At 38.0% G+C, this 13,960-nt stretch carries 13 protein-coding genes; all 13 read left to right on the plus strand.

All coding sequences use genetic code 11. The features are described 5' to 3' along the window. The first annotated feature begins 42 nt into the window (after window positions 1-42). Entirely contained in the window at window positions 43-1,581 is a 1,539-nt protein-coding gene (locus tag PY093_RS04530) for an AbgT family transporter (protein WP_275644688.1), read from the plus strand. Window positions 1,582-1,804: 223 nt separating this feature from the next. Next, window positions 1,805-2,248 (plus strand): hypothetical protein, encoded by a 444-nt coding sequence (locus PY093_RS04535; protein ID WP_275644689.1) that lies wholly within the window; start codon window positions 1,805-1,807, stop codon window positions 2,246-2,248. Between the two features lie 16 nt (window positions 2,249-2,264). Then, window positions 2,265-2,513 (plus strand): hypothetical protein, encoded by a 249-nt coding sequence (locus PY093_RS04540; RefSeq protein ID WP_275644690.1) that lies wholly within the window; start codon window positions 2,265-2,267, stop codon window positions 2,511-2,513. Window positions 2,514-2,910: 397 nt separating this feature from the next. After that, on the plus strand, window positions 2,911-3,591 hold the full coding sequence (locus PY093_RS04545; protein WP_275644691.1) for a FadR/GntR family transcriptional regulator: 681 nt from the start codon (window positions 2,911-2,913) through the stop codon (window positions 3,589-3,591). 55 nt (window positions 3,592-3,646) lie between these two features. After that, window positions 3,647-4,957 carry an MFS transporter gene (locus PY093_RS04550; RefSeq protein ID WP_275644692.1) on the plus strand — a complete coding sequence of 437 codons (1,311 nt, stop codon included), beginning with the start codon at window positions 3,647-3,649 and terminating at the stop codon, window positions 4,955-4,957. A 180-nt stretch (window positions 4,958-5,137) separates the two neighbouring features. Continuing rightward, window positions 5,138-6,127 carry an ornithine cyclodeaminase family protein gene (locus PY093_RS04555; protein ID WP_275644693.1) on the plus strand — a complete coding sequence of 330 codons (990 nt, stop codon included), beginning with the start codon at window positions 5,138-5,140 and terminating at the stop codon, window positions 6,125-6,127. 298 nt (window positions 6,128-6,425) lie between these two features. Further along, window positions 6,426-7,787, plus strand: coding sequence for an ethanolamine ammonia-lyase subunit EutB (locus PY093_RS04560; RefSeq protein WP_275644694.1), 1,362 nt, complete (start codon window positions 6,426-6,428; stop codon window positions 7,785-7,787). A 15-nt stretch (window positions 7,788-7,802) separates the two neighbouring features. Continuing rightward, on the plus strand, window positions 7,803-8,690 hold the full coding sequence (gene eutC, locus PY093_RS04565; protein WP_275644695.1) for an ethanolamine ammonia-lyase subunit EutC: 888 nt from the start codon (window positions 7,803-7,805) through the stop codon (window positions 8,688-8,690). A 103-nt stretch (window positions 8,691-8,793) separates the two neighbouring features. Then, a complete protein-coding gene (locus PY093_RS04570) occupies window positions 8,794-10,215 on the plus strand; it encodes a sensor histidine kinase (RefSeq protein WP_275644696.1) in 1,422 nt (473 codons plus the stop codon). A 1-nt stretch (window position 10,216) separates the two neighbouring features. Next, the gene (locus PY093_RS04575; RefSeq protein WP_275644697.1) at window positions 10,217-10,789 is read left to right on the plus strand and encodes an ANTAR domain-containing response regulator; all 573 of its coding nucleotides are present in this window, start codon (window positions 10,217-10,219) and stop codon (window positions 10,787-10,789) included. A 473-nt stretch (window positions 10,790-11,262) separates the two neighbouring features. Next, entirely contained in the window at window positions 11,263-12,546 is a 1,284-nt protein-coding gene (gene eutH / locus PY093_RS04580; protein WP_275644698.1) for an ethanolamine utilization protein EutH, read from the plus strand. An 11-nt stretch (window positions 12,547-12,557) separates the two neighbouring features. Beyond that, window positions 12,558-12,899: a BMC domain-containing protein gene (locus PY093_RS04585; RefSeq protein WP_275644699.1), complete on the plus strand. Its 342-nt coding sequence runs from the start codon at window positions 12,558-12,560 to the stop codon at window positions 12,897-12,899. A 35-nt stretch (window positions 12,900-12,934) separates the two neighbouring features. Further along, window positions 12,935-13,441 carry a EutP/PduV family microcompartment system protein gene (locus tag PY093_RS04590; RefSeq protein ID WP_275644700.1) on the plus strand — a complete coding sequence of 169 codons (507 nt, stop codon included), beginning with the start codon at window positions 12,935-12,937 and terminating at the stop codon, window positions 13,439-13,441. Window positions 13,442-13,960 lie beyond the last annotated feature (519 nt).

Genomic DNA, 13,960 nt, shown 5'->3' on the forward strand with positions numbered 1-13,960 from the left:
TTTTTACCAAAATTCTTTTGAAAGAAGTGAGGGGGAAAATAAGTGAATACAAATCCGCAAGTGGAAGGGTCACCCAAGAAGAAAAAAGGTTTCTTTAATATTTTTCTAGACTTTATTGAAAAGTATGGAAACAAACTTCCTGATCCTGTCATGTTATTCGTTTTCATTACGCTTTTGATCCTTGTTGCATCAGCCATATTTGGGGCTCTAGGTACTACCGCAGTTAATCCAGCGGATGGTAAGGAAATCGTTGCTATAAATCTATTAAATGGTGAAGGTCTAATCAAAATCTTAGGAGGTTTGGTTACTAACTTCACAAGCTTTCCACCGCTAGGATTAGTGCTAGTCGTTATGCTAGGTGTTGGTGTGGCTGAATCAACTGGACTTATTTCTGCTTTTATGAAAACGACAATTTTAAATGCTCCAAAGAAATTAATTTTACCAACGATCGTTCTTGTAGCTATGCTTGGTAATGCAGCAGCAGATGCAGCGATGGTTGTTTTACCTCCGATTGTTGCAATGATTTTCGTCGCACTTGGTAGACATCCAATCGCCGGACTTGCCGCCGCTTATGCATCAGTTGCAGGTGGTTTTAGTGCTAACTTAATTCTGAGTATGCTTGACCCTTTAGTTGCAGGATTTACCCAAACGGGTGCACAATTAATTGACCCTAGTTATGTAGCAAATCCAGCTATGAACTATTACTTTTTAGTTGTTTCTTGCCTGGTGTTAGTGCCTGTAGCTGTGTTTGTAACAGCCAAGATTGTTGAGCCTCGCTTAGGGGTATACACTGGCGAAATAATTAAAATGGAAAAAGTAACCGCTTTAGAAAAAAGGGGATTAAAATGGGCTGCTATTTCCCTCGGCGTACTGGCTCTTATTGTTTTATTCTTAACTTTACCTAAGGATGCTCTTTTAAGACACCCTGAAACTGGCTCATTAACCGTGTCACCTTTTATGAACAGCTTAGTTCCACTTATGATGCTGTTCTTCCTAGTTCCAGCTTTATTCTACGGATTTGCAGCAAAAGTTCTAACATCATCTAAAGATGTTGCTGACCATTTATCAAAATCAATGTCAGGTATGGGAACTTACATCGTTATCGCGTTTGTTGCAGCACAAATGATCACATTCTTTAGTTGGAGTAACCTAGGACCAATCGTTGCTATCAAAGGTGCAGAATTTTTACAAGCGATTGGACTTACAGGCCTTCCGTTATTAATTGGGTTTATCATTGTCGCTGCTTTAATTAACTTATTGGTAGCTAGTGCTTCGGCTAAGTGGGCGATTCTTGCACCAGTTTTTGTTCCGATGTTCATGATACTAGGCTATAGCCCAGCATTTACACAAGCGGCGTATCGCATAGGGGATTCCATTACCAACCCAATTACACCAATGCTCGCTTATTTTGCCATCGCCTTAACCTTTGCACAAAAATATGACAAAAAAATTGGAATCGGAACCTTCATGTCATCCTTACTTCCGTATTCCATTGCATTCGCAATCGTGTGGATTATACTATTCATCGTATGGTACCTGTTTGGACTACCACTTGGACCTGGGGCGTATATTCGTATGTAGGTTATGTACCAGTGCTAGCCTAGCTCTTTAAAATAGACACAGTGATTAATAGCAAAAAAGCCCTGCAGAAGTTATTATTGCAGGGCTTTTTTAATGCGGATTTTTAGGTTTGAGTTTAATGCTGTTATGGTATAGGTGCCTAACCACTGGTGCGTTAATAAGTTAAAGTGCAAGGCCCGAAATTGCGAAAAAAATAAAAAACGGTAATCAAAAGAGTAACCTAATGCCCGAAACTCCGCAAAAAATCGAAAACGGTAACCAAAAGTGCAATCTGATGCCCGAAATCGCAAAAAAAATAAAAAACGGTAACCAAAAGAGTAATCTGATGCCCGAAATCACGAAAAAAATAAAAAACGGTAACCAAAAGAGCAATCTGATGCCCGAAATCGCAAAAAAAATAAAAAACGGTAACCAAAAGTGCAATCTGATGCCCGAAATCGCAAAAAAAATAAAAAACGGTAACCAAAAGAGTAATCTGATGCCCGAAATCGCGAAAAAAATAAAAAACGGTAATCAAAAGTGCAATCTGATGCCCGAAATCACGAAAAAAATAAAAAACGGTAATCAAAAGAGCAATCTGATGCCCGAAATCACGAAAAAAATAAAAAACGGTAATCAAAAGAGCAATCTGATGCCCGAAATCGCAAAAAAAAATAAAAAACGGTAACCAAAAGAGCAATCTGATGCCCGAAATCACGAAAAAAATAAAAAACGGTAATCAAAAGTGCAATCTGATGCCCGAAATCGCAAAAAAAATAAAAAACGGTAACCAAAAGAGCAATCTGATGCCCGAAATCACGAAAAAAATAAAAAACGGTAACCAAAAGAGCAATCTGATGCCCGAAATCGCGAAAAAAATAAAAAACGGTAACCAAAAGAGCAATCTGATGCCCGAAATTGCGAAAAAAATAAAAAACGGTAATCAAAAGTAGCAATAGTAGTATTATTTTATTAAAAGATAAGAAAGTATAAAAATTTGAACCTAGTTTTAGTGTCTAGCTCCTGGCGCCATCAGTCCTGAGGTCATAAGCCAAGCACTTCCTGAAGGTAAAGAACGCCTTCAGTCAGGGCTCGTCTTATGCTTGACTTGCATAGGATTTGCTGATGTCGATGTTCGCCACAGGACGTGGCGGGTTTTAATCGACGCGCCGAAAGGCGGGCGTCCTGCGCTTTTCTTATCTATATTCTAAAAAGTGAATAAGTGTAAGTTATGGATATTTAATAAAAAACAATAAAATATTAGTTGAAATATTCACAATAATCATACTATAATAACCTATATGATAGGTAGACAGCTTCGAGAAGGATGGGTGTTACGGGGGAGGTATTATGACACAAGTTCGAAAGCAATTAATTCATGAGATGATTGTAGAAGAAGTGAAGCGGTATATTCGAGTGAATGAATTACAAAAAGGGGATAAGATTCCTTCAATGGGGGAACTTGCATTAAAATTTGGAGTCAGTCGCACAAGTATTCGCGAAGCATTAAGACAATTAGAAGCCCTTCATTTTCTAGAAATTGTGAATGGAAAAGGCATCTTAGTAAAGGATGCTAACTCACACCAAATTCAAACCCGTATATTTATCGAAAGTGAGAAAACTTTTTTACTTCAAATGTGCGATGTTCGCAGAGGATTAGAAGGTAGGGCTGTAGAACTTGCAGCAGTTAGGTCAACAAATGAGCAGATAAGCAAAATGGAATCGAATTTAAAGATTTATGAGCGGCTTCGTATTTTAAATGAGGACACTGCAAAAGCGGATTTACTGTTCCACAGGACTCTTTATGAAGCATCTCACAATCCTGTTCTTTGTAAGATGATAGATTCTGTATACGACTCTTTTCATGAATTTTGGCAAAAGCCTTTTGGTATTCAAAAGATTTTTGAGGACACATATTATTTGCATGAAGATCTATTTAGAAATGTGAAAGAAAGGGAGCCTAAAAAAGCAAGCGAGACCGTAAACCAACTCATAGATATCGTAGAGGTGTCGATAAAAAAGCTTTTTTAGTCCTCATATGAATCAACAATATCATTAGCAAACAAATAAAAAGGGGTGGATTCACATGGCCAATCAACAAGTTGAAGAGAAAGTTGCTAAAAAGGCACTTGTAGCTAGTTTAATAGGTAGTTCTATTGAGTGGTATGATTATTTTTTATATGGAACCGTGGCAGCACTTGTATTTAGTAAACTTTATTTTCCTTCCGAAGACCCGTCAGTTGGTTTAATGCTGGCCTATGCTTCGTTTGCAATTCCGTTTTTTATTCGTCCACTTGGTGGCGTCATATTCAGTCATATTGGGGATAGGATCGGTAGGAAAAAGACACTTGTCATGACCTTATCTTTGATGGGGATTGCTACCGTATTAATCGGTTTACTTCCTTCCTATGAAACAATTGGGATATGGGCACCTATTTTATTAATTACGTTACGGCTAATTCAAGGCCTTGGGATCGGGGGAGAATGGGGGGGAGCGCTTCTTCTTGCAGTCGAATATGCTCCAGATAAGAAAAAAGGTTTTTTTGGAAGTATTCCACAAATGGGTGTAACTATTGGGATGTTATTAGGAACATTATCGATTTCACTTATGACTCTATTACCAGATGAAGCATTTTTAGCTTGGGGCTGGCGTGTTCCATTTATTTTAAGTTCTATTTTAGTATTTATTGGATTGTGGATTCGAAATGGTCTAGATGAAACACCTGCTTTTAAGGAGGCACAAAAAACAGGGAATATTTCAAAGATGCCATTGATTGACACGTTTAAGTATCATTGGCGTTCCGTTCTTTTAGCCGTGGGAGCTAAAGTTGTAGAGACTGCTCCGTTTTATATTTTTTCAACGTTTATCATTGCTTACGCAACTGGTACGTTGGGGTTTGAGAGAAGTTCAGCACTAAATGCTGTTACTATTGCAACGCTTATTACAACGATAATGATTCCTTTTATGGGGATATGGTCCGATAAGATTGGACGTAAGCCAATTTATATCGGTGGAACAATTGCTATGGTTTTATATGCTTTTCCATACTTTTATTTATTATCATTAGGTTCTGTTTTATGGTTGACGATTGCAACTATAATCGGCTTAGGCATTATTTGGGCACCAATCACAGCCGTTTTAGGTACTATGTTCTCAGAAATTTTCGCAACGAATGTTCGTTACACAGGTGTTACGGTAGGATACCAACTTGGAGCTGCAATAGCAGGCGGAACGGCCCCATTAATTGCGACTGCACTATTAGCTACATATAATAATTCTTCAACTCCAGTTTCTATTTACATTATTATCACAGGCATAGTTTCATTAATTGCTATTATGTTGATAAGGGAAACGAGAGATATCAAGTTAGATCAACAGGAACAAAAGGTAATATAAATTACATGTCGTTAGGCTTAATGATGTCCTAAAACTAAAAGAAGTCGCCCAAATGCATGTGATAAATAATTCGTAAGTCTAAGTCTTATTTATCTGTATATGGACATGGTAAACAAAAGATAAGGACTTATGGGACGACTCGATAGGACATGTGTAGATTCAGACCAGGGAGTGAGTCAGTTGTTGCTATTGAATGAACAAACAATTAGAGGGCTGTATAAAATGAAAGAATGCATTTTAGATGTAGAAAAGGCCTTCCGTTACGGTACAGAGGGTAAAACTGTTGCACCTATCCGAATGTCGATTCCTCATAAAAAAGTAGGAGCGGAAACATTATATATGCCTTCCTACATAGAACCAGAAAACTTTACCTCGGTAAAGGTCGTTAGTATTTTTCCAAACAATGCACATGTAGGTAGAAAAGTGCTGCAAGGCATTATTCTATTAACAGATGCTGTTAATGGAGAACATGTAGCGATAATGGATGCGAGTTATTTGACCGTTTTAAGAACTGGTGCATCTAGCGGAGTTGCAACAAAACATCTAGCGAGAAAAGAGTCGAAAGTATGTGCTGTGCTAGGCTGTGGAGCTCAATCATTAGGGCAAATTCAAGCGGTCATGGCAGTGCGCAATCTAGAACATATCATTCTTTATAATCGCACAATTGAAAAAACAGATGTGTTAAAAGAAAAATTACATGAGTTATATCCACAGTGGAACGGAATCATCACCATTCAACAAGATGCCAACCGGGCAGTGCAAGAAGCGGATATCGTGATTTGTAGTTCGAAATCCCCCACACCTTTGTTTGATGGGAACGTATTGAAAACAGGAACGCATATTAATGGAATTGGATCCTATCAACCCCATATGCAAGAAGTGGACTTAAATACGTTGTATAAGTGTGATAAAGTGGTGGTTGACACAATGGAGGGATGCCTTCATGAGGCAGGTGATTTTATTGTCCCTATGAAAGAAGGTAAATGGGGCACTGATTCTATCTATGGAGAAATCGGTGATATCGTTTGTGGTCAAAAAGACGGACGTACCAATCAAAAAGAAATCACATTTTATAAATCCGTAGGCATTTCCTATTTAGATACAATGGTCGCTCAAAGCGTGTATAAAAAGGCCTTAAAAGCTGGTGTAGGAGAAATTATTAACATATAAGGGACATTAAACAAAATAACTGATATGCAAATTGTTGGGCTGTCGAGAGTTTCGACAGCTTGATTATTTTTTGATACTATCAGAAATTGGAATTAATAAAATAGCTTTCATGCTTCTGAATTAGAAAAGTGAACCATTTAAAACTTCTAAAATAAACTATATTTTCAGAAATTAATTTGTTATACTACTTATACAAGTAAATAAAAACAGGTAAAGGTGCCTATGTTGTAGAGTGATCAATTCTACGACCTAGGCGCCTTTTTGACTTTTATCAAAGTAAGTCGAAGGGAGGAGCTTTATGAAATTATCGTGCATATTGAAAAAGCAGAGTTTTCAATTTCAAACGATAACAGAAGTGCTAGCTAAGGCAAGTGAAGAGAAATCAGGTGATAAAATGGCGCGATTAGGTGCCAATTCTTCTTTAGAAAGAATGGCAGCAAAGCTTATTTTGAGTGAAATAACGCTTCAAGAGATCTATGAAAACCCTGTGATTCCTTATGAAACAGATGAGGTAACTAGAGTCATATATGACGATATTAATGAATTTGTTTACAAAGAAATCAGTGGAATGACAGTTGGAGGATTACGAGAATTTATTTTATCTCATAAGACGAAAACCGATGACCTCTTTCGGATAAGTAGAGGATTAACGAGTGAAATGATTTCTGCTGTTGCTAAGCTGATGTCTAGCCTGGACTTGGTGCTAGCATCTCAGAAAATTCGACCGCAGGCTCATTGTAATACAACAATCGGTGAGCCAGGAAGGTTAGCGTTTCGTTGTCAGCCGAACCATCCAAGTGATAATCCTGAAGGTATTTTATATTCGATAAAAGAGGGTTTATCCTATGGTTCCGGGGATGCGGTAATTGGAATTAATCCTAATAATGATTCTATTGAGTCTGTATCCAGGCTATTGCATATGTCCCATGATTTTATTCGTAAATGGGAAATTCCAACCCAAAACTGTGTGTTAGCACATATTACTACCCAAATGAAAGCATTGCAAAAAGGAGCTCCAATTGCACTGATGTTCCAAAGTCTTGCTGGTACTCAGGCATCAAATGAGGAATTTGGAGTATCAAAAACGATGCTTGACGAGGCCTTTGATTTAATGAGGAAATATGGAACATCAACTGGTCCTAATCAATTTTATTTTGAAACCGGTCAAGGGTCTGAGGTTTCATTAGACGCTCATGCTGGTGTCGATATGCAGACATTAGAAGCGCGAACATATGGGTATGCTAGGCACTGGATGCCTTTTATGGTCAATAATGTTTCAGGGTTTATCGGGCCTGAGACGTTATATGATGGGAGACAAGTGATACGAGCAGATTTGGAAGATTTATTTATGGGCAAGCTTCATGGTCTTCCGATGGGAATTGCCCCGACCTATACAAACCACATGGTTGCGGATCAAAATGATCAGGAGATTGCAGGGATTTTAACAACAGTTGCTGGAGCAAATTTTTATATGGGAGTTCCAGGGGGAGATGACGTTATGCTTAGTTATCAAGATACAAGCTATCATGATGATGCTAGTTTACGAGAAATGCTTGGATTAAGACCTCTACGTGAATTTGAAAAATGGTTAGAACAGATGGGTATTATGGAAAACGGTCGTTTAACAGATGCAGCAGGGGACTTATCTATCTTTGGTTAAAGGGGGCAAAAAAATATGGATGTTCAATCAATTGTTGCACAAGTAATAGAAGAACTGCAAAGACAATCAAAAGAATCAACCCCACTTTCTATGGTTAATGGCGGTGAAAAGAAAGACGTAACACACATGATTACATACAGAAAAGAAAAGAAAGTGACTGTCGATAATCCCAAAAATAAGGAAACAATAGAAAAAGCCCAAGCCATAACACCAGCAAGATTAGGTATTGGTAGATCTGGAACTAGAATGAAGACACGTGATTACTTAGCATTCAGAGTTGATCATGCTGCCGCCAAAGACGCAGTTTTTCGTGGAGTTTCAGAAGAGTTTATTGAAGCGTTGAATTTGCCTATCCTAGAGTCAAGAGCAGAGTCAATGGAAGAGTATTTAATGAACTTGGAACCAGGCAGAAAATTAAATGATCAGTCAATTAACTGGTTAAAAGCTAACAGTCAGAAAGAAAAGAATGTACAAATCTTAATATCTGATGGACTTAGTTCTACCGGAATTGAAGAAAATATTCCGGATTTACTTCCTGCGCTTATCCAAGGGCTAAAGGTCAAGAATATATCTGTAGGTAACCCTATTTTTATTAAAAGGAGTAGAGTGTGGATTCAAGATGAAGTGGCTAGGATTGTAGATTGTGATGTTGTTATCTCACTAATTGGGGAAAGACCAGGTCTAGCAACCTCAAAAAGCATTAGTGCTTATATGATATTCAGGCCTAATGAGAAAACGGTGGAAGCTGACCGAACAGTCATTTCAAACATTCATAAAGGAGGTATTCCTCCTGTTGAAGCAGGTGCCTATTTAGCTGATATTATCGATGATATCCTCTACCATAAAGCAAGTGGTGTAAAGCGCGCACAACTAAAAAATGAGTTTGATAGTAAGACTATTTGAATCTAATATATTTATATCAACATTTGTTGACAAAATTTTCTGCCAATAGTAAAATAGCATATATTCTATTTTTTCCGATAACGGTAGTAGGAGAATGTCAACTATGATGGGATTAGTGGAAGTGGAAACCTTATGTAGACAATATACAAATTTAGAAGATGAAGATATTAATAAGCTTTGTGAAGTGAGTAAAAACTTACCTTTAATTGCAGATTTATCAAAAGCTAATATCTTTATCGATTGTTTAACGAAAGAAGCGCGTCATGCAATTGTTGTTGCAGAAGCGATACCAAAGACCGCAAAGTCTGTATACCAAGAACGAGTGGTTGGAAAGTTTGCTTATGAGGCCTTTGAACCAGCGGTGTTTTTCACATTGCGAACTGGGAAGCAAATGTTTTTGAACAGAGCCATAACCCAAGAAGGAAAAACAGTAGAGCAAAGCGTTGTTCCGATAATAGGGTTACATAATAACGTAATTGGCACTCTCATTATGGAGAAGGATATAAGTGAAAAATTACAATATCAAAACGAAATGAAAGCGTTATCAGAGACAACGGAAACGTTGAGTGAAATTTTGGTTAGTTTGACGGAAAATCGACCGATTATCCCTGAAGTAATGGGTGAGGCTTTATTTTTACTGAAACCGGGTGGAAACCTTCTATACGTGAATCCATCAGCGATAAACCTAATAACGGAACTTGGTCATGCCCATTGCAAACTTGGAATACCAATTGAACACTATATTCCATCAATAAAGGATATCGTATTTTCAGAAGAAGAATTATTAATGGATGAAGTGAGTATATCAAAGAAAATCTTTGAGTTAAAAAAGGTTAATTTAAAGCAAGAAGGTAAATTAGCTGGGATCTTCATTATTTTGCGAGATTTGACTGAACTTAGAGAGAAAGAGAGAGAGTTAATCGTCAAATCGGTTGCTATCAGAGAAATTCATCACCGGGTGAAAAATAATTTACAAACTGTAGCTAGCCTTTTGCGTTTGCAAATGAGGAGAAAAGTACCAGAAGATAGTAAGATATATTTATTAGAAAGTCTTAACCGTGTCTTAAGTATTGCTTCAGTCTACGAATTGATTTTATCTGGAACAAAGATGGATGAAGTTGATATTTATAGTTTAATAGAAAAAATAGGCAATATGCTTGTATATAGTGAGGAACATGAGAATACAAATATTAGTATTAGTTACAAAGGCTCACCATTGTTTTTACCTTCTAAGATGGCTGTGTCTGTAGCACTAGTAGTCAATGAGCTTATTCAAAATTGTATTAAGCATGCTTTTGTAGGACTTAAGGATGGTGAGGTGGAAGTATCATTTAACCATGAAGCTGGAGTCGCTAAACTATACGTCAGAGATAACGGTAATGGAATACTGCCATCTGCTAAACCTTCGCTTGGACTAGATATTGTCAAAATGATGATTGAACATGATTTATCAGGTGTATTTGATATTTGCAATACAGATCGGGGTACCACTGTCACTGTAAGCTTTCCGCTAGAGGGGGGATAAAGTGAAAAAGCGAATAATGCTTGTTGAAGATGAATCCATTGTCCGCTTAGACATAGCGATGATGCTAAAGGATGCTGGATATGAAATAATCGGAGAAGCTGGTGATGGGGAAAAAGCAATTGAACTATTGCATACTATTGCGCCTGATTTAATCATAATGGATATAAAAATGCCAAAGCTCAATGGCTTAAAAGCAAGTGAAATTATAACCAATAAATATAATATACCCATTCTCCTTTTAACCGCCTATAGCCAGCAGGAATTTATTGATAAGGCGAAAATGTCAAATATTCTAGGATATTTAGTTAAACCAGTTTCAGAGCAGAACCTTATACCTGCTGTAGAAATAGCTTTTAAACAGGCAGAGAACAATGCTTTGTACAAGGCAAAAATTGATGAAATGAATGACAAATTAAAAAACCGGAAGAGTATTGAAAAAGCAAAAGGTATACTAATGGAAAAGCTCAGTCTTAGTGAAGATGATGCTTATAATCGGTTAAGAAAAATCAGTATGAATAAACAAGTAACTATTGAAAAAGTAGCAAAGCAAATTATACTAAAATACGGTTCATAGGAAAACTAAAAGTGAATAAAAGGGCAAAGGTGCTTTGTGGTTTTAAAAATCACGCGGCACCTTTTTATCTTTTTAAGGGTTAAGAAAGTATACCTAGTTTTGGTGTCTAGCTCCAGGCGCCATCGACTCTATGGTATAAGCCAATCCGTCCGGAAGGTAAAGAACAACCTTCCAGCCGGCTTGTCTTATGCTTGTCGCCGATAGGCGGGCGCCCTGCGCTTTTCTTAAAAGATAAGAAAGTATAAAAATTTGTACCAAGTTTTAGTGTCTAGCTCCGGGCGCCATCGACTCTATGGTATAAGCCAATCCATCCGGAAGGTAAAGAACAACCTTCCAGCCGGCTTGTCTTATGCTTGTCGCCGATAGGCGGGCGCCCTGCGCTTTTCTTACTAACCAGTAGGTATTTCGTATTCCGTTTATATAAATAGAGTCAGTTTTATCAAAAAAAATATAGGATTTGGGGGGAATATAGTATGGTAATGGTAGGAAATATTGTTATCTATATTATCATGGCATGTGCTGTCGCAGGAGCGATTGCTTCAATTAAAGACAGTGAAACTGGTTTAGGAAAGCAATTTATGGAAGGGTTACATACAGTTGGACATATTTTTGTCCCAGCTGCAGGTATTATGGCATCCATCCCATACTTATCATGGTTAATTGATAAAGTGTTTGGACCGCTTTTCGACAAAATTGGAGCTGATCCAGCGATTGCTGCTACGGCAATTCTTGCATCGGATATGGGGGGCTATCAGCTAGCTGAAGTGCTAAAAACCTCATATGAAGGATGGATTATGGCACTTATTGTAGGTTTTATGGCAGGAGCAACGATCGTATTCTCTATTCCAATGGGATTAGCGATGTTAGACAAAAGAGACCATAAATACATGGCTTTAGGGGTCATGTCCGGGATCTTGACGATTCCAATTGGTGCATTTATTTCAACTGTGATTATCACGATTACAAACGCGAAAGTCCGTGAAGTGGTATCAACTACTTCTGATTCCGTTTATGAGTTCTCTCTATCTTATTTAAAAATCTTTCTAAATTTATCTCCACTACTAATTTTTGTTGTTATTTTGGCACTAGGTTTATATTACTTACCAGACCTAATGATCAAAGGATTTATGTGGTTTGGTCGAATTCTTGATGCTGGGATAAAGCTTGTCCTTGTGTTCTCCATCGTTGAAATTTTTACTGGATTATTTTCGACTGTTTTTGGAGGATGGGGCTTCCACCCAATCATGGCAGATGCAGACGACCAGTTTAGAGCGCTTGAAACAGCGGGTTATATTGGTATCATGTTAGCTGGTGCATTCCCAATGGTGTATCTACTTCAAAAATATGCTTCAAGACCACTTGAAGCGATGGGTAGAAAAATGGGCTTAAGTAAGGTAGGAAGTGCAGGTTTAGTTGCTACCATTGCAAATATTTTAGCAATGTTTAAATTAGTGCGTACAATGCCACCTAAAGATAAGGTTATCAATATTTCTTTTGCAGTTTGTGCTGCTTTTCTATTAGGAGACCATCTATCATTTACTGCCAATTTTCAGCCGACTCTCATATTGCCAGTTTTAGTAGGTAAATTGTCCGCAGGTGTGATCGCAATAGGTTTTGCATATTGGTTATCAGTACCAAAGGCACTAGAGCTTGAGAAAAAGGATCGTGAAGCTGGTATCATTGGAAAAGATGAATATCTAGATATTCCTACAGATGACATTAATGTAGATAAAGATGTGAATATGAGTGCCAACTAGGAGGTTCACAAATGAGTGAAGAAAAAAAGCGATTTATCCAAGAATTTGTACCTGGGAAACAGGTATCATTAAGTCATTTAATCGCTAATCCTGATGCAGATATGTTTCAAAAGCTAGGAATTCAAGAATCAGGGGCTCTTGGGATCTTAACCTTAACCCCAAGTGAAACAGTTATAATAGCTGGTGATTTAGCAACAAAGGCGGCAAATGTATCAATCGGCTTTCTCGACCGGTTTACGGGGAGTTTGGTTATTGTCGGTAGTGTCTCAGAGGTAGATATCGCGATGCAAGAAATTAATCGTTTCCTAGCAGATACGCTAGGCTACACCCCTGCTCCAATTACTAAATCCTAGAATAGATATCTAGTAAAGAGAGGGGGGGTGAAGCTATGAACCGAGCGCTGCTCGTTGGTTCCATTGGAGCAGGAAAATCGACTTTAACACATGCTTTATTAGGATCGGGTGTAAAGGCAGTAAAAACACAAACATTAACCTACTATGATTGGATCGTGGATACTCCTGGTGAATATACGGAAAATCCGTTATTTTATAAGAATATTATGGCTACCTCCCTGGAAGTGACGCATATTATCTATTTACAAGATGCGACAAATAGGAAAAAAATCTTTCCTCCAGGATTTAGTTTGGGAATACCGAAGCATCCAATCGGGGTTATTACGAAAGCGGATGCGGACGGTGCCGATATCCTACAGGCCATTGCACAATTAAAGCAAGTTATTTCAAAAGGTCCAATCATTGTTTCATCGGCTTTTACAGGAAAAGGCTTAGAAGAGATAAGAAAGCTAGTAACCTTAAACAGTGTTGAAGAAATGAAAGAATACACACTTAGCCGAAGTTCAGAAGATGTTATTTACTATGAAACCCTTTACAATTAACAGAATGTATACTATATTTTGATTATAATCTATGGTCAATTTTAAAGCTTGTTCAAAAAGGAGGACAAAAAGAGCCGAGAAGTTCGAGGGACGAAAGACTCGAGGACCGGAACGTATGGTGTTAATACGTGAGGACCGGAGAGTCAGAGTGACGAAGCCCGACTAAATACCGCCACGTCCTGTGGCGAACGTCGGATCATCACTTCCTGTGAAAGTAAATTCGACAGCTATTTTTCCCGGACTTTTTGAACATCCTATTTTTAAAATAAAATCTCGTAGGCAATGGCGCCTTGTACAACTATCTTTCAACGATAGTCTGTATGAGGTGCCTTTTTTAAAAAGATAAGAAAGTATAAAAGTTTGTACCTAGTTTTAGTGTCTAGCTCCGGGCGCCATCGGCTCTATGGTATAAGCGAAGCCCTTCCCGAAGGCAAAAAACGCCTTCAGTCAGGGTTCGTCATATGCTTGTCGCCGAAAGGCGGGCGCCCTGCGCTTTTCTTATGCCTGAAAGGAAGCCTT

Source organism: Cytobacillus sp. S13-E01, assembly GCF_029193815.1.
Lineage (GTDB): Bacteria > Bacillota > Bacilli > Bacillales > Bacillaceae_L > Bacillus_BV.